We start from the raw sequence: 18,024 nt of genomic DNA, 5'->3' as shown, positions 1-18,024 counted from the left end.
TTCGTCTTCGAACCGGCCTTTTGCGGATCGATTTTCGAACGACTTTTCCCGATGGAATCAAAACCGTTTTATTTTTAATCATAGGAATTACGGACGAATCGTTTATCATAGAACGTAACTTCGGGAGAATCAATGAAAACCACCTTCGAAACAAAACATGTCAGCATTTCCGTCGGAGTGTCTTGGAAAACCGCGTATGAATTCTTATCCGAACCTAAAAATTTTCCCGAGTGGGCATCCGGACTTTGCAAATCCATCCGACCCGGTCCGAATGAAGAATGGATCATCGAAGCCCCGCAAGGAACTTTAAAAGCCATCTTTACACCCAAGAATCCTTACGGAATCTTGGATCACACCGTAATCTTGAACGAAACCGATCGGATCGCAAACCCGCTTAGAATTCTTCCCAACGGAGAAGGATCCGAAATCCTATTCACATTGTTTAAAACGCCGAACATGACGCAGGAAAAATTCGAGGAAGATGCGGCTTGGGTGAAAAAAGACCTAAACGAACTGAAGGCTCTTTTAGAAAGAAAATATTGAACGGACTCTAAATAAGCCGAAACCGTGCGGCACCGCTTCGATAAAGAAAAAATCAAAATCGAACCTGGGACCGTTTTTAGTCTTGCGATGCTCCTGTTCTATGCTAAAAATCAGGTTTTGATCAGACTTATCGAATTCGAAGGCCCGAAGGTGGTCTTAAAAACAAAAAAGGCGTCCTCGGGACGCCTTTTCGCAAGTCATGAAAGGTCGAACTTGAAATTAAAAGCTTTGGAGAATCGCTTGGTATCTTGCGTTTTCTCTTTCTAAGCTCTGTGCTTGTTTGATGTATTTTTGAGATTGAGCGTTGCTCGCAAGAAATTTACCGCCGGTAGATCTGTTTGCAAGTTCTCTCAACTCTTCCGCTCTATGAACTTTCTGTTGAGCTACGGCTCTCAGATAATTACCCACGGCGGTTTTTTGTTCCTTTGTAACTGCACTTTCTACGATTGCTTTTTCCAGGAGCTGATCTTCAACATCCTCCGATACGGCGAAAACGGAACTTGCAGCCAGAAAGCCCAAAAGGGAAACTACAGAAATCATTTTGTTAGTGTTCATGATTGAAACCTCGATTTATTTTTGTCTATTTTTGCTTGTTTCGATCCGGTAAACTCATCGCCCGAACCCTTGCGTGAAACGAAATTGTTTTCGCTTCACTATCACCAATACGACGTCTTCCGAATAAAAAATAAATACATTTTTCTAAAAAGGATAAAAAATATTTTTTAAACCGAAATCAATACCTTGTTTTTAGAATATTCTAATTTTTGAATCTATTTTCACTGCGGAATTCAGCATATCCGGGCGGCCGTTTTAAAAAATCGGCAAACCGATCGAAACGTCGAAACACGTCTCTTTGAAACGCGACTTGTTGCTTAAACAGCGAGATCGTTTCGAAACGTTTTCACTCGATCTATCGAAAAATTGTACAGTTATCCGTATGAAAAATCAAATGAAAAGAAAGGTTCCGTTCCGACTGTTCCACAAAGAAAGAAATCGTTTGAGAATTAAGAAAGAATTTGCGAATTGCCTTTCGTTTGCGGAAAGACGAAACAAGTTCTTATGCTTCCATTCGCCTAAGAACTAAGCAGCTCCGTCAAAATCCGCTTCAAAAATAAAGAATTCTCCCATTGCATGAATTGTTTTTTAGGATAGGGAGAAGGAAATAAACCCAAAGAATTAAAATCTGCAGCTCTTGTTCGACACGGCAAACGTTAAGAGCGGTTCAAGAAAGCTCGTAGCTGACATATTCACAGTCCGGAAAACGGCTGCACTGATAGAATTCCTTCTTTTTCGATGTTTTCTTTTTTTGAAGAGAACCTTCTTTGCAGAGGGGACATACGCCCCAACCGGTTTCGATCTTCTTTTGACGGGTTTGCGCCCATTCTTTGCGAAAACCGGGAGCCGCCGATTTGCTGCTTTGAATGGATGTCTGCAAATCGGCCCAAAGTCGGTTTAATACGGAAAGGGAATCCGATTCGGATCGTTCGATCTTATCCAGTTCCGATTCGAGGTCCGCGGTAAACTTTTCGCGGAACAGATCGCCGAACCCGACTTGCAGAAAAAAATTTACCTTCTCCCCCAAAGGAAGCGGATAGAAGAATTTCTTTTCTTGATCGACGTATTTTCGTTTTAGAAGAGTTTCCGAAACGGTCGCATACGTGGACGGGCGTCCAATCCCTTCCTTTTCCAGCTTTGCCACCAACGAACCTTCGGAATAACGGGAAGGAGGCTCCGTTTGTTTTCGTTCACTTTCCGCCTTGGAAAGTGAAACCGATTCTCCGCGATCCCAGACCGGAATCGGCTTCGTTTCCATGTCGATTAATCTTTTGAATCCGGGAAACAACGTTTTCTTCGTTTCCAAAGAGAACGTTTCGCCCGCGGCTGCAATCGTATATTCGGTTTTTAAGAATTCTTCCGGCGGCATCAAGGAAGCGAGGGTTCGTTTCCAGACGAGTTCGTAGAGAGAGGCTTCTTCCTTATTCAAAAACGTTCGGGTTTTTTCGGGAGTTAAGAACGGATTCGTAATGCGAATCGCTTCGTGCGCGTCTTGTATTCGTTTTGTAGGTGCGGCTTTTTTGGGTTTGCGAGAGACGTTAGTAATGACGGTACCGGCGCCTCCGGCAAATACGTCGCCGAACGCAGATGTAATCCAAGCCCGCGCTTGCTCAACGAAATCCGGATTCAAACGGGTGGAATCCGTTCTCATATACGTGATCAAACCTTCCCGTTTTCCGTTCCCCAGATCCATTCCTTCATACAATTTTTGCGCGATGCTCATCGTCTTTTTGGAGGAGTATTGGAATCTTCGAAACGCTTCCTGTTGCAAACTTGCCGTCTGAAATGGAGGCGGGGGAGAATTCTTACCTTTGGTTTCCTTTTTCTCTTGGATGCGGAGATTTTTTTCTTTTTGAAGCGATTCAAGAATCCGATTTGCCGCTTCTACCGAAAAGAGTCGATCGCCGATTCTTTGAAAAACCCCTTCGATTCCGTTTCGATCGAAGCAATATAGTAGAATATTATAATATACTTCCGGTTTAAAATTGCGGATCTCCTCTTCCCGGTCGCAGATCCATTTCAATGCGACCGATTGAACCCTCCCCGCGGACAAACCGGGACCGATCTCTTTCCAGAGAACGGGGCTTACGAAATAACCGATCAAACGGTCGCCGATTCGTCTCGTCCTTTGCGCGTCCACGAGAGATTCGTGAATCGAATCCGGGTTTTGCAAAGAATTCAAAATCGCGTTTCGGGTTATCTCCGTAAAACGAATCCGAAAGACATTGGATTTCTTTTTCAACCGATCTCGAATATAAGCGCTGATGAATTCTCCCTCGCGATCGGGGTCGGTCGCGAGAAAAACCTTCTCAGATTCTTTGGCTGCTTTTACGATTTCGGTAAGGATTTTTTTCTTTCCGGGAAGAATCGTATATTCCGGTTCGAAATGATTTTTCAGATCGAGTCCGAGAACCGACTTGGGAAGATCGGCGACATGTCCTAGAGTCGCAAGAATTCTAAATTCTTTGCCTAAATAACCGCCGATGGTTTTTGCTTTGGAAGGAGATTCTACGATAAGGAGAAAGGACACCGAACCTTAGGGTTTAGTGCGGTCCCAGGTTTTCAATCAAATATCCGTTTCGATAGGTAGGGTTTTTCCGTTTTGTTACGAGATAAGGTTTGGTTCTTGGGGGCATTACGGTTCGGATTAAAAACGCCCTCGTCTTAAAAACGATCAGCGTAAGAATTTCTACGATTCGATTCGGTTTAGGAAAACCCATCGCGTCGCGCAGAGGCGCTTCCATCAAACTGAAAAGAGCGTGGAAGATCAAAGGACGAATTCCAGGGATGTTCGGAATTCTTCCCGCAAGAATGTTAAGTGTCGCCCGACCGAGCCGTTCACTTTCCGGAGTTCGTTTGAAATGTTTCTCTTCGAATTCTCGGCTCCATCTTTCGAAAAAATCGTAATCGTTCGGAAGGTCTTGAATGTTCATGAGTTTTCCCACGTTTCTCCACATATGATAGTTCGCGAGTTTTTCTTTTTGGCTTCCCCTTCTCCATCCGAAACGAAGATTCCATCGCACCGGCTCGTATACGAATGTGCTTAGAGTATATAAGAAATCCTGATTGGAAATCGAATATTCCTTGTGGATTTGATTGATGCGGCGAATCGCTTCCCTTCCGTTCGGAGAATCCGTTCCGTTTTCCAAAAATTCCGCGAGCAAAATCGCCGTATCGTCGTATCGTTTTTGTCCGAAGTTTTCGAATTGTTTCGTTTGATCGAGTATCTGAGCGATCGAAGGTATCGCAAACGTTTTAAAGAATGCTAATGCAAGTGAGATTTCAATGTCGCGGGGAAAGTCGTAACTCCCGGATAAAAAGGAGATCCGGTGATAGTCCTTGGTCGGGTCCAAGGTTTGAATTCGGTTTAATACAGCATATCTGTTCCACATTCTCCGCAATTTGAAGAATCGAAATTTCGACGCAAGAATTTTTCCCGTCGCCTTTGGTTTGATATCTAACTTTCACGGATTGATTTACACTCGAGTGATTAAAGTGAACATTTGTTTACAAATGGCTTCCGCGTTGCGGGAATTCGATCTGATACTTTTGGGCACTTCTTCGCTTTTGCCGAAGGTTTCGTTTAGATTCTTCTTTCGATTTTTTTGAGGAAAAAAGCGCTCCTTTCTAATCCTCATGGAACCGCTTAGGACAATGGGCATTCTGTCGCTGAATACGGATCAAGAGATCCGCTCTACATTGCAAAAAGGGCGAACGGAAACGGTGACTTTGTTAATTCCGGAAGAAACCATTCTTCGTTTGGGAGAAAAGAATTTGAAAATTCTTTCAAAACGGATTCCGATTCTTTTGTCTACTTACGGAAAATATTTAACGGCCGTAAGTCGATTAGGAAAGAAGGCGGATCGGACTTTGTATCAGAGGAGTTCGGCTAAATCAAAAATGAAACGGATCAACGTTCGAATCGATCCGGGAAGTTGGACGTTATTCGGAGCCTTAGCGCAGGCCCACGGTGTGTCCCGCTGTTACCTCTTTCATTATCTTCTGTTGTTGGAGGAATTGAGGGTCGGGGATTCTATCGTGAGAACGATGAACGAGGGAGTTCCCACCCTCCATGGGTATTACAGTTACATCCTCCACCTAGATCTACCCAACAATCGAATCATACGGAGACTCCACTGCAGTCCAAACGGTGAATTCTACGCCTTAAATTATACGGAATGGTTTCCCGATTAACAAAAAACGTCATAAACAAAGACGGCAACAGTTCGTATCTCTAAAAGAAAAAACCCCGGAATCACCCGAGGTTTTAAGCGGAGAAAATATAGATTAAAAAATTCGAATGTATTTTTGATTCGTCTTCCCCTCGCGATCCCGCCGAGAAAGAAGACGAATCTACGATTCTTATGCGTTCGCAGGAACCGGGAACAGACCTTCGATGGAAAGATATCTTTCTCCCGTATCATAAGAGAAAGTTAACACTTTAGATCCTTCCGGAATCTCAGGTAATTTTTTCGCGACTGCCGCCAATGCTGCGCCGGAAGAAACCCCGATAAAAAGGCCTTCTTCCTTAGCGGCTCTTTGAGCATATAAGAAAGCTTCGTCTTTGCTGACTTGGATTACTCCGTCGAGAAGATCCGTGTGAAGATTTTTAGGAATGAATCCCGCTCCTATCCCTTGAATCGGGTGTGGTCCCGGTTTTCCTCCGGAGATTACGGGAGAAGCTTCCGGTTCAACAGCGAATACTTTCAGATTCGGGAATTTCTTCTTCAGAACTTGAGCAACACCGGTGATGTGTCCGCCCGTTCCAACGCCGGTAATCACGTAGTCCAATCCTTCCGGAAAGTCGTTCGCGATTTCTTGCGCTGTGGTTTCCACGTGAACTTTGATGTTCGCGTCATTTTCGAACTGTTGCGGCATCCATGCTTTCGGATTTTCTGCAACGATCTGTTTCGCTTTTTCGATCGCACCGGGCATTCCTTTTTCTCTCGGAGTCAGTTCGAATTCCGCTCCATACGCTGCCATAATTCTTCTTCTTTCAATACTCATTGATTCAGGCATTACTAAGAGAAGCTTGTATCCCTTAACGGCTGCAACGAGCGCTAATCCGATTCCAGTGTTTCCGGAAGTCGGTTCTACGATGATGCTGTCTTTGGTGAGTTTGCCGGACTTTTCGGCGTCTTCGATCATCGAAAGGGCAATACGATCCTTAATGGATCCTCCGGGATTGGATCTTTCTAATTTTGCATAGACCTCGCTCTTAGTGTTGAACAAGCGATTGATTTTAACATGCGGCGTATTACCGATTGTTTCTAAAATACTCTTAGCTTTCATTTCTGTTTTCCTGCCTAATCCAAGGATTCTTTGAGTTTAGATGTTGTTATATTAGACATTTTTTTCAATATAACAAATATACTCAAGAAAAAAAATCCTTTCCAGGGGATTCTTTTTACAAGCAAACGGCTTTTTTGAAGGCCCTTTAAATTTCCTGTAAAACGATGCTCTGGAGAAAGGATTCCGCTTCGGGTCCGAATTCAAGGTCGAGCGTGCGGAATACAGCGTAAATCGTCGAGAAATGCACGTTGGAATCTCCCGGAGTGGCGGCGTAACCTCGGATCTCTTTTTCTAAGATTTCCAAAGATCCGAGAGGAATTACGGCGTGCGAAAAAATTCTCCCGTAAAGACCGCGATCCCTCCCCGAAGAAAAGATCGAGTTCGTTGAAATCAAATCGGTCGTGGAAAGATACGGATCGTTTTGAAGTCTTTTGAGGACGATTTCTTTCGGAAGTTTTTTTTTCAATCGAAACCGGAACCTCACCAAATGCATGTAAGGCGAGTTGATCGTCACCGAGGAAGAAGTCAGAGGCAGCTTAAGTCCGATCTGAGAATAGAGTTCGTTTAACAATCGACTGTGATGCGTCCCCCATTCCGCTTCCGGTTTTACAAGGAGCGGTCCGGTCACGTGCGGATCGTCTTTTGCCATATCCGCGTCCCTGCGGATAACGAGAAAGTCCGCTTCTTCCAATACAGATTCCAACTCGCGCGGAGATTCGTCGATCAGCAATCGAAGAGAACCGGCGAGCGTATGCGTGTTGCAAGTCGCGACGTGCAGAAATTTCGGAAGTTCCTTTTCCAAAAACGTTCTCGCGTCGGGATATAAGAACTGAGGTCCGAATTTGTGCTCGCTCCCTTGCGCGATAAACATTCGTATTTTAGAATATTCGGATGTATTGTATTCATCGATGCGCGAATCGGCGACGCCGGGCGGGGAACAATCGCAAAGAACGGAAGAATTCTCCAGAGCTTCCTTTTTGGAAAAGAATTCGGGGAAAAAATCTTTAACTCCGTTGTCGCCCGTATCTACTACGATCGCCCCTTTTTCCACCAAGGAAAGAATCGCCGGAATTTCGGATTTTTTGAGTCGATAGGGTTCGACGTAAACCTGAAATTTTCCGAGTTTTCCCTGTAAGATCAGTAGGAGAGAAGCCAAGGGCCAACCGATCACCCCGGTTCCTCGAACGTAAACCCCCGGTAGCGTTTGTGTCGTCATGGGTGATCCGTCGGAGCTACGACATCATCTTGAAATACGGCTTTCAATTCCTATCCTCAAACCTTAGACGCGCGCGTAGAACGGATCTCGCAGATAATTCTCTTTGTATTTCACGTAGTTACCCGTGGTTCTCGTGATGATTTCGCGTTCCTTATCCGTGATGTCCCGAACGATTTTTCCGGGCGATCCCATCACCAAGACTCCGGGCGGAATTTTTTTTCCCGGCGTTACGAGCGCGCCCGCTCCGATAAATGCGAACTCTCCAACTTCCACGTCGTCCATCAAAGTCGCGCACATTCCCACGAACGCATTGTCCTTGAGTTTACATCCGTGTATCGTAGCTCGGTGACCGATCGACACGTTATTTCCGATTTCAACCGGATAGACGTCTCTCGCAACGTGAATGACCGTAAGATCCTGGATGTTCACGTTCTCTCCGATTCGAATGTAATTCACGTCGCCCCGAACCAAAGTCTGAAACCAAATGGAAGAATTCTTTCCAATCACCACGTCCCCGACCACCTGAGAACCGGGCGCTAAAAAAACGGATTCGTGGATCTGCGGTTTTTTTCCCATGTATTCCAGAATTTGATAATTTGAATTCATCGATTCTTCCTCTCTGCTCTACTTCCAAATCGTCCGCTCGGAGTCTTCAAAACAAGTCTAAAAAAAAGATTTTCTTTTGACCGCAATCTTCCCGGGAAAAGAATGCACGCATGAGTAGAAGTTCCTCCAACCAGGAAAAAGAAAAAAAGGAAAAGATCAAATCTCTCCTCAAACAAGCGGGAATCGGTCTTTTGATCGGCTTGACGATTGCGGTGATTTTGAGAGTTTTTCTTTTTTTCCCGTTTACGCTGGATACGAACGAAATGCTCCCCTCTTACGCTCCCGGTAAAAGAATTTATTTCTCCCGTTTTGTGGATCGTTCCAATTTGTATCTCGGGGATTTGGTTTTGGTCAAACATCCAACCCAGGAAGGAAAGGTGGTTTTCTCTAGAATCTCCGGTAAACCGGGCGATACGGTTCAGATGAAAAACAAGGTCTTATTTCGGAACAACAACCCGGAAGACGTTTCCGGTTCCGGAAACGGTTTTACGCTACGGTTCGAAGACAAACGCGGACCGTTTCCCGCAAGTTTTTCCGGAAGAGACAACGGAGAACCGATCATCCTGAAGGACAGGGATTATTTTCTTCTTTGCGATAACCGCGATTCCTGCTCTGATTCCCGGGACTTCGGCCCCGTTCCGATCGAGAGCATTCTAGGTAAAGCGTTTTAATCATTAGGGAAAATCAATATTCTAATATAGAGATTCTTAATTTATCTCCGATCGATTTTAGTATTTGACTTTGGAAAGAAATTATGTTATCTTTTTCCTCCGTCGTATTTTCGTTCAATCAATCAAACATGAAACTTTCGGAGCTTACATTTCAACTGATGGTGGAATCCGTTCCTAACGCGATTCTTCTCGTCAATAAGGACGGCAAAGTCGTCTATATCAACGGCCAAACCGAAAAATTATTCGGCTACAACCGTAGCGAACTCATCGGTCGAATGGTGGAACAGCTCATCCCGGAACGGTATCGGGAGAATCATCCTCACTTTCGAAATTCTTTTTTTCAATCTCCACAAGTCAGGCCGATGGGCGCGGGAAGAGATTTATTCGGCCTTACAAAAAACGGAACCGAATTTCCGATCGAAATCGGCTTGAATCCGGTCGTGACCGCGGACGGAACGTTGGTTCTCGCTTCCATCATCGATATCACGGAACGGAAAAAAGCCCTCGAACGGTTTCGTTTGGTGGTAGAATCCGCTCCGAACGCGATGGTTTTGGTGAATCATGAAGGAATCATTTCTCTCGTAAACGATCGAACGGAAAAATTATTCGGATACGCCCGCGAAGAATTGATTGGAAAGAAATTAGAACTTCTTTTGCCCGAGCGTTTTCGCGCCAATCACCCGGATCATAGAAATCAATTCTTTGCATCTCCTTCCGTTCGTTCCATGGGCGCAGGAAGAGATCTTTTCGCTTTAAAAAAAGACGGAGACGAAATCCAAGTGGAGATCGGCCTGAATCCGATCGATACCGACGACGGACCGATGGTTCTCGCTTCGATCATCGACATCACGGAACGAAAGATCCAAGAGATCACGCTCATCCGCAAGAACGAATTAGAAGCGAAAAATAAGGAACTGGAACAATTCGCCTATCTCGCTTCTCACGATTTGCAGGAACCTTTGCGCACCGTCTCGAACTACATTCAAATTTTGGAAGAGGATTACGGAAAACAACTCGACGATCAAGGCACCAAACATCTGAAAACGATCGACTCGGCGACCAAACGCATGAGCGCTCTTGTCAAAGCGCTTCTTTTGTATTCACGAATCGGAAGAGATCGAAAGCTGGTTACGACGAATTGCCAATCCCTTCTTTCGGAAGTTTCCGCGGATTTGGAAAATTTAATCGGCCAAGCGGGAGCGATCGTTTCGATCCTGGACGATCTTCCCACGTTGAACGTGTATGAAGTAGAGTTCCGTCAACTCTTTCAGAATCTGATTTCCAACGCGATCAAATTTAGAAGGAAGAATGTTCCAGCCCGGGTCGATATCCGCTGCGTTCGACAAGGAGAGTTCTGGTTATTTTCCGTTCAGGATAACGGAATCGGAATCGATTCCAAACATTTCGAAAGAATTTTTTTCATCTTCCAGAGACTTCATCTCGAAAACGAATACGAAGGCTACGGAATCGGATTGGCAAATTGTAAAAAAATCGTAGAATTGCACGGTGGAAAAATTTGGATCGATTCTACGCCGGGAGTGGGAAGTACGTTTTCGTTTACGATTCCCAATCTAAATCTATGACACAAAGACTGAACTGCATTCTTCTCATCGACGACAACAAGGACGATAATTTCTTTCATGAGCGGGTGATCCGAAAAGGAAACTACGCGGACCGGATTGTCACGAAACAATCGGCGGAAGACGCGCTCGCTTTTTTAAAAAATCGGGATGCTTCTTCCGAACTGCGACCCGATCTGATTTTTTTGGACATCAATATGCCGGGAATGAACGGCTGGGAATTCCTGGAAGAATACAACAGGCTTCCGCCCGACTCCCAGGGCAAGATGATCGTCATGATGCTTACGACATCGGATAACGCGGACGACCGGGAAAAAGCGAAACGATTCGGAATCCTTTCGGGTTTTAAAACGAAACCTCTCACCGAATCCATGCTTCAGGAAATTTTGAAGGATCATTTTTAATTCGGAAGAAGGAAGAGCGTTCGTGAGTTGCGGGTTTTTGCGGGAGTTCCCACACGTTGCTGTTCTACGAAATCATTTTGTTCCATCGTAGATTGGAAGGAGTTCCCACACTTTTCTCGCTGGAACGAAAAAATCCGATCGAATCACGGAAGATTTTCTTCCGCGTTAGCGGGTCAAAGGGCGCGAAGCGTTCTCGAAGAGAACGAGCGGGAATCCGCGAGCCCGGAGACACGCGACTCCGCGCGATACTTCAAAATGAGATTTCGCTTCCCGACTTACCCCGCGCGGAGAAACGCCCGCTTTTTTAAAATTCGCCTCGAATTCTCCGGAAAAAACGGATTTTCAAGAGAATGTTCCGTGAAAATACTGTAACCAAATCTTAAAAAATTCTCCTCTGGAACGTTCGTTCTAAACGGAGAGATCTTGGATAAATCTTAACAACAAAGGGAAGAAAATGACCAGAATAGCCATCAACGGATTTGGAAGAATCGGAAGACTCGTTTTCCGTGCAGGAATCAAAGACCCCAATCTGGAATTTGTCGCAATCAATGATTTAGTTACTCCTGACAACCTGGCCTACTTACTCAAATACGATTCCACACACGGAAGATTTCAAGGAACCGTAGAACACACCGACAAAGAACTCATCGTTGACGGAAAAAAAGTTCTCTGCGTTTCCGAAAGAGATCCTGAAAAACTTCCCTGGAAAGATCTGAAAATGGATTACGTAATCGAATCTACGGGACTTTTCACCGATAGAGCCGGAGCCGAAAAACACCTGAAAGCCGGTGCGAAAAAAGTAGTAATCTCCGCTCCTGCAAAAGACAAGGACATCCCCACTTTCGTAATGGGAGTCAACAACGAGAAATACAACGCGGCAACCGATCACATCGTTTCCAATGCTTCCTGCACTACAAACTGCTTGGCTCCGATCACAAAAGTCGTTCTGGACAACTTCGGAATCGAAGAAGGTCTGATGACCACGATTCACGCTGCAACCGCAACCCAACCTACCGTGGACGGACCTTCTAAAAAGGATTTCCGCGGCGGAAGAGGAGCGATGCAAAACATCATTCCTGCCTCCACCGGCGCGGCAAAAGCCGTCGGACTTTGTATTCCCGAAGTAAACGGAAAACTGACCGGTATGTCTTTTAGAGTTCCTACTCCGGACGTTTCCGTCGTCGACTTAACCGTTAGAACCACGAAAGAAACTTCTCTCAAAGAAATTTCAGCAAAGATGAAGGAAGCTTCCGAAGGTTCCATGAAAGGAATCCTCGGTTACACCGAAGATATGGTCGTTTCCAACGACTTCGTAAGCTCGACTCTTTCTTCCATCTTCGACATGGACGCTTGTATCGAACTGAATTCCAGATTCTTCAAACTCGTTTCCTGGTATGACAACGAGATGGGATACTCCAACCGAGTTCTCGATCTCATCCGCTACATGGCGAAGAAAGGTTAATTCATGGATTTACCTAGACTCGAAAACGTCGACCTCTCGGGAAAACGCGTTTTCCTGAGAGTGGACTTTAACGTTCCGATCGAGAACGGAAAAGTCACCGACAAAACCAGAATCGAAAAAACTCTTCCGACAATCGAACTTCTCCTCAAAAAAGGAGCGAGAGTCATCATCGCGAGTCACCTCGGAAGACCGAAAGGCCAAGTGAATCCGGAATTCTCCATGGCTCCGGTCGTAGAAGCTTTCAAGGGACTTGTAAAGGCGAACGTTCATTTCTCCAAAACAGTGATCGGTGACGATGCGGTAAAACTTTCCAAGGAACTCAAAGACGGAGAAATCCTCGTCATCGAAAACGTACGTTTCCATAAAGAAGAGGAAGAGAACGAAGCGGGTTTTTCCAAAAAACTCGCGGCTCTCGCCGACGTTTACGTCAACGACGCGTTCGGTGCGGCTCATAGAGCGCACGCTTCCACCGAAGGAATCGCGCATCTTCTCCCGTCCTACGCCGGTCTTTTGATGCACAAAGAGATCGTAGAACTTTCCGCTTTGCTCGCAAAACCGGCTCGTCCGTTCGTTGCGATCATCGGAGGTTCCAAGGTTTCCACGAAGATCAAGGTTTTGAACAACCTCTTCGACAAAGTGAATCACCTTCTTATCGGAGGTGGAATGGCTTACACCTTTTTGAAATCCAGAGCGATTCCCGTGGGAAATTCTCTCGTGGAAAAAGATTTCGAAGTGCAAGCCTTCCAGTTGATCGAAAAAGCCGGAGTGGCCGGAGTCGATCTTCAACTTCCTGTGGATCACGTGATCGCGGATCAGTTCAGCGATAAAGCGAAGACCAAGTCCGTGGATAAGATGGGAATTTTAGAAGGTTGGATGGGAATGGACATCGGTTCCAAGACGGTTTCCAACTACGAAAAGATCATCAAGAACGCCGGAACGATTTTCTGGAACGGACCGATGGGCGTTTTCGAAATGGATAAGTTCGCAAACGGAACGATGGCAATCGCAAAGGCGATCGCTAAGTCCAAGGCTAAGACGGTTGTGGGCGGAGGAGATTCCATCGCGGCGATCAACAAGGCAGGAGTCGCGGACAAGATCACTCATATCTCGACAGGCGGAGGAGCTTCTCTCGAATTCATGGAAGGAAGAAAACTTCCGGGCGTCGAAGCGCTTCTGAAAAAGAACGAAGAATAACGTTTCCAAAAAACATCCGGGTCACTCGGCGTTTCAACCGATCGGACCTTACGTTTGCAATCCGGGCGCTTGCCCGGATTTTTATTTTTGGAACGCATTTTTTTATCCGCAATCAAACTTTCTATGAACCAAAAACGATCCCGATTCGAGATACATCCTCCGTGGATTGTATATCCTGATAGTTCTCCAAGCCGGGGAGGATTTATGATCTTTCATTCTTTATATTAGAAAATCGAGGCAAAGATCCATTCCCCCTTCGCCAAAAAGTCCTTGAAGCCTTTCCCCTTTCCTACAAACTCTTCCCAGCTTTAACGAAATTATCCGTCAAGAGGAACTCATGCGCAAAACTGTGATCGCCGGAAACTGGAAAATGAATCTCTCCGAAAAGGAGGCGATTTCCCTCGCTCAATCCATCAAAGAAAAAATTCCGTCCGTCTCTAAAGATAGAATCCCGATGGTATTCCCTTCCACGCTTCATCTCGCGAGTGTTGCAAAAATTCTCGAAGGAAGCGGAGTGATCATCGGAGCACAAAACGCATATCATTCGGGACTCGCCGCTTTTACGGGTGAAACCTCTCCCGATCAACTTCGTGAAATCGGAGTCAAGGTCGTGATGATCGGACATTCCGAAAGAAGACAATTCTTGGGAGAATCCAGTTCCTTCTGTAACGAAAAGATCCGCTTTCTTTTAAAGAACGGATTCACCGCTCTTTACTGCGTGGGGGAAACACTGGCCGAAAGAGAAGCCGGTAAAACCTTCGAGGTAATCGGGGCGCAGATCCGCGAAGGACTCAAAGGAATCGAAAGCAACTCGTTCTCCCATTTGATCCTCGCCTACGAACCCGTTTGGGCGATCGGAACCGGAAAGGTGGCAACACCAGCGCAAGCTCAGGAAGTGCACGCGTTCATCCGCAAAGAAGTCGCGGGACTTTTCGTGGGAGCTTCCGAAGTTGCGGAATCCCTTTCCATCCTCTATGGCGGATCGGTAAAGCCGGACAATATCAAGGATTTGTTAAAGGAAAAAGACATCGACGGCGGCCTCGTGGGCGGTGCAAGTCAGAAGATCGATTCCTATGCGGGATTGTTTTAAAACGACCCGAAACGCGGTTTCAGGGGCTGCCGATGCGTATTTTCATTGCCACCTCTCGACGGCTTCATAATCTGGCAAAGGATTCAATTTTTTTCAGGAACGGATCATGTTAAACGGAGTCATTCTAACCCTTTTTGTTTTTGTTTCTCTTTTTCTGGTGCTGCTCGTGATGATTCAAACCGGCAAGGGAGGAGGACTTTTAGGAGGAGGCTCCAGCCAATCCGTTTTCGGTTCTTCCACAGCGGACGTTCTTACTAAGGCGACCCGAGTCACAGCGATTTTGTTTATCATTCTTTCGCTTCTTCTTTCCTTTCTCTTCGCTAAAAAAGAAGATAAGCTGATGCCCGAAACGGCTCCCGCTTTGACAGCGCCACCTGAGGAGACCAAAAGTGAAACCACCACACCTACTACGACTCCCGCTCCAACAGCGCCTGCAGGACAAACAAACCCTTAATTCGGACCGGAACGGTATCGGGGAAGAATTCTTTCGTTTTAGAAATTCTTCCTCGAACACAAGAACGATCGGTCTGTTCCAACGAATTCTTCTTTTAAGCATCGCGGTCTTTACGATCACGCTCTCTTCTCCTATCTTCGCTCAAAACAAAGAAGACGAAGCTCACAAAAATAAACCCACGGATACGGCTTCCCTATTAAACCGAAGAATTCTCAGAGTCTATGAAGATCTCGGAGCCGCGAGAGAACTTCTCAAATTGGAAAGAATGGAATCGCTGCCCAATGGAACGTACGTTACATTTCTTGGAAATTATCCGAACCGAAAAGGCATCAAGGTCGTAAAACATTCCATCCAAGAAGGAAAGAACGGAATCGAAAAAGCCGAAAGCAAATCCATTACGCTCGAGTTCACAGGAACCACTCTTTCCAAGGTGATCACCGAAGTGAAATCGGAGAACGCGGACGGCTCGGACACGACGCACATTCGTCTAACGGACGACACTCCTCTCGATCAAGACGTGGACGACATTCTGGTGCACGCGAACCGCAACGGAAAGGAAGTCCGTTATCCGATTCAGCTTCTTCCGGACGAAGGAATCAACCGAGAACGATCCAACTTCAAACAGGAATTTTATTTAAAGCTTCTCGAGGATTTTCTCGTTCAGATCTTGAGACTTAACGAAATGCAAAGTCAAGAATCCGCAAAAAATAAAAAAAAGTTACTGCAAACTTTTAAAGATTCTCTACAATATTGAATCTTCATGTCCTCGTTGCAGGAAAATCTCTTAGAAAGAGCCGGTGAATTACAATCCATCTTGGATGGGATTACCGAGCCGTTGGTATTGATCGATCCGGGATTTCGCATCCGGAGAGTAAATCGATCCACGTTAGAATTTTCCGGTCAACCGTCCTTTTCCTCCATTATAGGGAAGAAATGTTACGAGGTTCTCTACAATCGCGGGGACGTTTGTCCGTATTGTCCGATGAAGGAAATGCGGCCGAACGAAGAGAACTTCAATCAATACTTCGAAGTTCCCCGCTCCGACGTGAACCGCGAAATCTTTCACTCCGTCAAAGAACAAAAAGAAACCCTCTACTTGGACTTTTATCCGATCGAAAAGGACGGGATCATCGGCTCCGTTCTGGAAAAGGTAAGCAACATCACGCGCATCAAGGAAAAGGAAGAGGAGAACCTTCGCATCCGGAACCTCGCTTCTCTCGGAATCTTTATTTCCGGAGTGGCGCACGAACTCAACAATCCTCTGACAGGGATGAGTCTAACGTTGCAAAGCCTTCTGAACAACCTGACTTCGATGGACCCCGACTTCTTCCGTAAACGTCTGGATATGATGAAGGAAGACCTCACCCGCGCGGCGATGATCGTTTCCGACATCATCAGTTTCGCGAAACCGGACCGCCTCGTAACCACCGCGGCCGACATCTACGAAACGATTCAAAAAGCGAAAGAGAACGTAGTCTGGGTGTATCCCGTTCTTTCCAAAAACATCACGTGGGAAATTCTCTGCGAACCGGGAACGACGTTTCAGTTCAATCCCGTCAAGATGGAACGTCTTTTTATCAATCTATTTAAGAATTCCCTGCAGGCCTTCGATTACGGAGAAGGAAAAATCCGCGTGGAAGTTCGTAAGACCAGAAATATGGTGCATATCATCGTCGAGGACAACGCCGGAGGAATTCCGGACAATCTCATCGACAAGATATTCTCCCCTTTCTTTACGAAGAATAAAACCGGAATCGGAACCGGGCTCGGACTTTCAATCTGCCATTCCATTGTTCGCGAACACAGCGGAGAATTGTCCGTAAAATCCTTCGAAAGAAAAACACGTTTCAGAGTTTCCCTGCCCTTCACACAAAACCACGGGTATTCCTCCTGATGTACAATATTCTAATCGTTGAAGACATTCACTCGATCCGAGAAGCGATCAAAGACTTACTCTCCGGCAAATACCGGATTTTCGACGCCGAAAATTACGACGAAGCGATCAAAATTTTAAGAAGCGAAGAAGTCCATCTCGTAATCACGGACATTCGTATGCCCGGTAAAACCGGACTCGATTTGATCAAAACGATCCAACACGAATTTCCGCACGTTCTTTACGCTCTGATGACCGCCTATAACATCAACGATTACATCAACTTCGCTTATAAACACGGGATCTGGAACATCATTCCCAAGTATTCCTTTCTCGACATCAAACTGATTTCGGTGATGGTTCATAAACTTCTCACCAAAGAAATCTTCGGCGTGGAAAAATATTTCGGACCCGAATTTACGATCCAGGAATCGGGAGCCGAGGATAGGGACTTTTCCGTTCCCGCGCCGGACAGCATCGTCTACAAAAGAATTTATTCGGACGAACAAAGAAACTTTCTCTGCAATCGGATCGCAAAATTTCTCGTAGAGAAAGGAGCGCCTAACGCGATCAATCAGATTCTGGAAGAACTCACGTCCAACGCGATGATCCGCGCTCCCCGCGACTCGAAAGGAAATTACAAATATCAGTATGAACTTCCCTCTCGCGATCTTGTCATTCCGTTGGAAAACATCCAGCTCGCTGAATCGGACTTTTTTGAAATCGGATACGGAATCGCCGAAAACACGTTTATCATCGTGATCCGGGATCATTTCGGTTCTTTGGATAAGAAGGAGATTTTAAAGAGACTCGATCGCCATATCACCGTGGACGAAGCGACCGGTTTTCCTCCGGGGCTTGCGGATTCCCACGGGAGAGGGTTGTATATTTGCAGGGAGATTTCCGATCAATTGATCTTCAACATCGAAAAGGAAAAAAGAACCGAGATCATCGCCTTGCTCGACAAACAAGGCAATAAGAGTTACAAATCTTTATCGATCTACGAAGTCTAACGCCCGTTTGAAAAGGACGCTCAAGAACTTGATTACTTGCGCGTTTTTTAAAGTGCTACCTTGATACTTAA

Annotated in this window: 18 protein-coding genes; 12 read left to right on the top strand and 6 right to left on the bottom strand. The window is 45.7% G+C overall.

Translation table 11 applies throughout. The annotated features are described in order from the left end of the window. Nucleotides 1-132 precede the first annotated feature (132 nt). Nucleotides 133-543, top strand: coding sequence for an SRPBCC family protein (locus LFX17_RS07455; RefSeq protein ID WP_238729700.1), 411 nt, complete (start codon nt 133-135; stop codon nt 541-543). Nucleotides 544-762: 219 nt separating this feature from the next. On the opposite strand, the gene LFX17_RS07450 is transcribed toward LFX17_RS07455, so the two are convergent. The 3 genes from LFX17_RS07450 to LFX17_RS07440 form a co-directional block, all read right to left on the bottom strand. Next, entirely contained in the window at nt 763-1,098 is a 336-nt protein-coding gene (locus LFX17_RS07450; protein ID WP_238729699.1) for an LIC10421/LIC12816 family protein, read from the bottom strand. A 667-nt stretch (nt 1,099-1,765) separates the two neighbouring features. Continuing rightward, on the bottom strand, nt 1,766-3,628 hold the full coding sequence (gene topA / locus LFX17_RS07445) for a type I DNA topoisomerase (protein ID WP_238745875.1): 1,863 nt from the start codon (nt 3,626-3,628) through the stop codon (nt 1,766-1,768). Nucleotides 3,629-3,641: 13 nt separating this feature from the next. After that, a complete protein-coding gene (locus tag LFX17_RS07440; protein WP_238729697.1) occupies nt 3,642-4,490 on the bottom strand; it encodes an oxygenase MpaB family protein in 849 nt (282 codons plus the stop codon). Nucleotides 4,491-4,752: 262 nt separating this feature from the next. Here LFX17_RS07440 and LFX17_RS07435 point away from each other — a divergent pair, with 262 nt between their 5' ends. Then, on the top strand, nt 4,753-5,292 hold the full coding sequence (locus LFX17_RS07435; RefSeq protein WP_238729696.1) for a DUF1564 domain-containing protein: 540 nt from the start codon (nt 4,753-4,755) through the stop codon (nt 5,290-5,292). Between the two features lie 168 nt (nt 5,293-5,460). Here LFX17_RS07435 and cysK read toward each other — a convergent pair whose 3' ends face one another. From cysK to LFX17_RS07420, 3 genes are all read right to left on the bottom strand, one after another. After that, nucleotides 5,461-6,390: a cysteine synthase A gene (cysK, locus tag LFX17_RS07430; RefSeq protein ID WP_238729695.1), complete on the bottom strand. Its 930-nt coding sequence runs from the start codon at nt 6,388-6,390 to the stop codon at nt 5,461-5,463. Nucleotides 6,391-6,535: 145 nt separating this feature from the next. Next, on the bottom strand, nt 6,536-7,606 hold the full coding sequence (locus tag LFX17_RS07425) for a hypothetical protein (protein ID WP_238745873.1): 1,071 nt from the start codon (nt 7,604-7,606) through the stop codon (nt 6,536-6,538). 63 nt (nt 7,607-7,669) lie between these two features. Then, nucleotides 7,670-8,212 (bottom strand): gamma carbonic anhydrase family protein, encoded by a 543-nt coding sequence (locus LFX17_RS07420; RefSeq protein ID WP_238729693.1) that lies wholly within the window; start codon nt 8,210-8,212, stop codon nt 7,670-7,672. Nucleotides 8,213-8,322: 110 nt separating this feature from the next. Between LFX17_RS07420 and lepB the strand changes: the two genes are divergently transcribed. The 10 genes from lepB (at nt 8,323) to LFX17_RS07370 (ending at nt 17,953) form a co-directional block, all read left to right on the top strand. Next, entirely contained in the window at nt 8,323-8,883 is a 561-nt protein-coding gene (gene lepB / locus LFX17_RS07415) for a signal peptidase I (RefSeq protein ID WP_238745871.1), read from the top strand. A 128-nt stretch (nt 8,884-9,011) separates the two neighbouring features. Further along, nucleotides 9,012-10,466, top strand: a complete 1,455-nt coding sequence (locus LFX17_RS07410) for a PAS domain-containing sensor histidine kinase (protein ID WP_255717864.1) — start codon at nt 9,012-9,014, stop codon at nt 10,464-10,466. Then, complete coding sequence (locus LFX17_RS07405) at nt 10,463-10,867, top strand: response regulator (protein WP_238729691.1); 405 nt, start codon at nt 10,463-10,465, stop codon at nt 10,865-10,867. Before LFX17_RS07410 ends, LFX17_RS07405 begins: the two co-directional genes overlap by 4 nt. Before the next feature lie 454 nt (nt 10,868-11,321). Next, entirely contained in the window at nt 11,322-12,329 is a 1,008-nt protein-coding gene (gap, locus tag LFX17_RS07400; RefSeq protein ID WP_238745869.1) for a type I glyceraldehyde-3-phosphate dehydrogenase, read from the top strand. Between the two features lie 3 nt (nt 12,330-12,332). After that, nucleotides 12,333-13,523 (top strand): phosphoglycerate kinase, encoded by a 1,191-nt coding sequence (locus tag LFX17_RS07395; protein WP_238745867.1) that lies wholly within the window; start codon nt 12,333-12,335, stop codon nt 13,521-13,523. 337 nt (nt 13,524-13,860) lie between these two features. Next, entirely contained in the window at nt 13,861-14,613 is a 753-nt protein-coding gene (gene tpiA, locus LFX17_RS07390) for a triose-phosphate isomerase (RefSeq protein WP_238745865.1), read from the top strand. 106 nt (nt 14,614-14,719) lie between these two features. After that, a complete protein-coding gene (gene secG / locus LFX17_RS07385; RefSeq protein WP_238729688.1) occupies nt 14,720-15,067 on the top strand; it encodes a preprotein translocase subunit SecG in 348 nt (115 codons plus the stop codon). A 100-nt stretch (nt 15,068-15,167) separates the two neighbouring features. Then, entirely contained in the window at nt 15,168-15,821 is a 654-nt protein-coding gene (gene lenA, locus LFX17_RS07380; RefSeq protein ID WP_238731539.1) for an endostatin-like outer membrane lipoprotein LenA, read from the top strand. A gap of 6 nt (nt 15,822-15,827) precedes the next feature. After that, complete coding sequence (locus LFX17_RS07375) at nt 15,828-16,961, top strand: LIC_12097 family sensor histidine kinase (protein WP_238729687.1); 1,134 nt, start codon at nt 15,828-15,830, stop codon at nt 16,959-16,961. Then, complete coding sequence (locus LFX17_RS07370) at nt 16,961-17,953, top strand: response regulator transcription factor (protein ID WP_118957303.1); 993 nt, start codon at nt 16,961-16,963, stop codon at nt 17,951-17,953. The genes LFX17_RS07375 and LFX17_RS07370 overlap by 1 nt, the downstream gene beginning before the upstream one ends. The last annotated feature ends 71 nt before the right edge of the window (nt 17,954-18,024 follow it).

The organism is Leptospira sanjuanensis, from assembly GCF_022267375.1.
GTDB lineage: Bacteria > Spirochaetota > Leptospiria > Leptospirales > Leptospiraceae > Leptospira > Leptospira sanjuanensis.
This window is presented reverse-complemented; position numbering and strand designations above follow the sequence as displayed.

Excerpts from the sequence above, each read along its gene's own strand:
- LFX17_RS07455 (WP_238729700.1), top strand. The coding sequence starts at position 133 with ATGAAAACCACCTTCGAAACAAAACATGTCAGCATTTCCGTCGGAGTG.
- LFX17_RS07450 (WP_238729699.1), bottom strand. The coding sequence starts at position 1,098 with ATGAACACTAACAAAATGATTTCTGTAGTTTCCCTTTTGGGCTTTCTG.
- LFX17_RS07440 (WP_238729697.1), bottom strand. The coding sequence starts at position 4,490 with ATGTGGAACAGATATGCTGTATTAAACCGAATTCAAACCTTGGACCCG.
- LFX17_RS07435 (WP_238729696.1), top strand. The coding sequence starts at position 4,753 with ATGGGCATTCTGTCGCTGAATACGGATCAAGAGATCCGCTCTACATTG.
- cysK (WP_238729695.1), bottom strand. The coding sequence starts at position 6,390 with ATGAAAGCTAAGAGTATTTTAGAAACAATCGGTAATACGCCGCATGTT.
- LFX17_RS07425 (WP_238745873.1), bottom strand. The coding sequence starts at position 7,606 with ATGACGACACAAACGCTACCGGGGGTTTACGTTCGAGGAACCGGGGTG.
- LFX17_RS07420 (WP_238729693.1), bottom strand. The coding sequence starts at position 8,212 with ATGAATTCAAATTATCAAATTCTGGAATACATGGGAAAAAAACCGCAG.
- lepB (WP_238745871.1), top strand. The coding sequence starts at position 8,323 with ATGAGTAGAAGTTCCTCCAACCAGGAAAAAGAAAAAAAGGAAAAGATC.
- LFX17_RS07410 (WP_255717864.1), top strand. The coding sequence starts at position 9,012 with ATGAAACTTTCGGAGCTTACATTTCAACTGATGGTGGAATCCGTTCCT.
- LFX17_RS07405 (WP_238729691.1), top strand. The coding sequence starts at position 10,463 with ATGACACAAAGACTGAACTGCATTCTTCTCATCGACGACAACAAGGAC.
- gap (WP_238745869.1), top strand. The coding sequence starts at position 11,322 with ATGACCAGAATAGCCATCAACGGATTTGGAAGAATCGGAAGACTCGTT.
- LFX17_RS07395 (WP_238745867.1), top strand. The coding sequence starts at position 12,333 with ATGGATTTACCTAGACTCGAAAACGTCGACCTCTCGGGAAAACGCGTT.
- tpiA (WP_238745865.1), top strand. The coding sequence starts at position 13,861 with ATGCGCAAAACTGTGATCGCCGGAAACTGGAAAATGAATCTCTCCGAA.
- secG (WP_238729688.1), top strand. The coding sequence starts at position 14,720 with ATGTTAAACGGAGTCATTCTAACCCTTTTTGTTTTTGTTTCTCTTTTT.
- LFX17_RS07375 (WP_238729687.1), top strand. The coding sequence starts at position 15,828 with ATGTCCTCGTTGCAGGAAAATCTCTTAGAAAGAGCCGGTGAATTACAA.
- LFX17_RS07370 (WP_118957303.1), top strand. The coding sequence starts at position 16,961 with ATGTACAATATTCTAATCGTTGAAGACATTCACTCGATCCGAGAAGCG.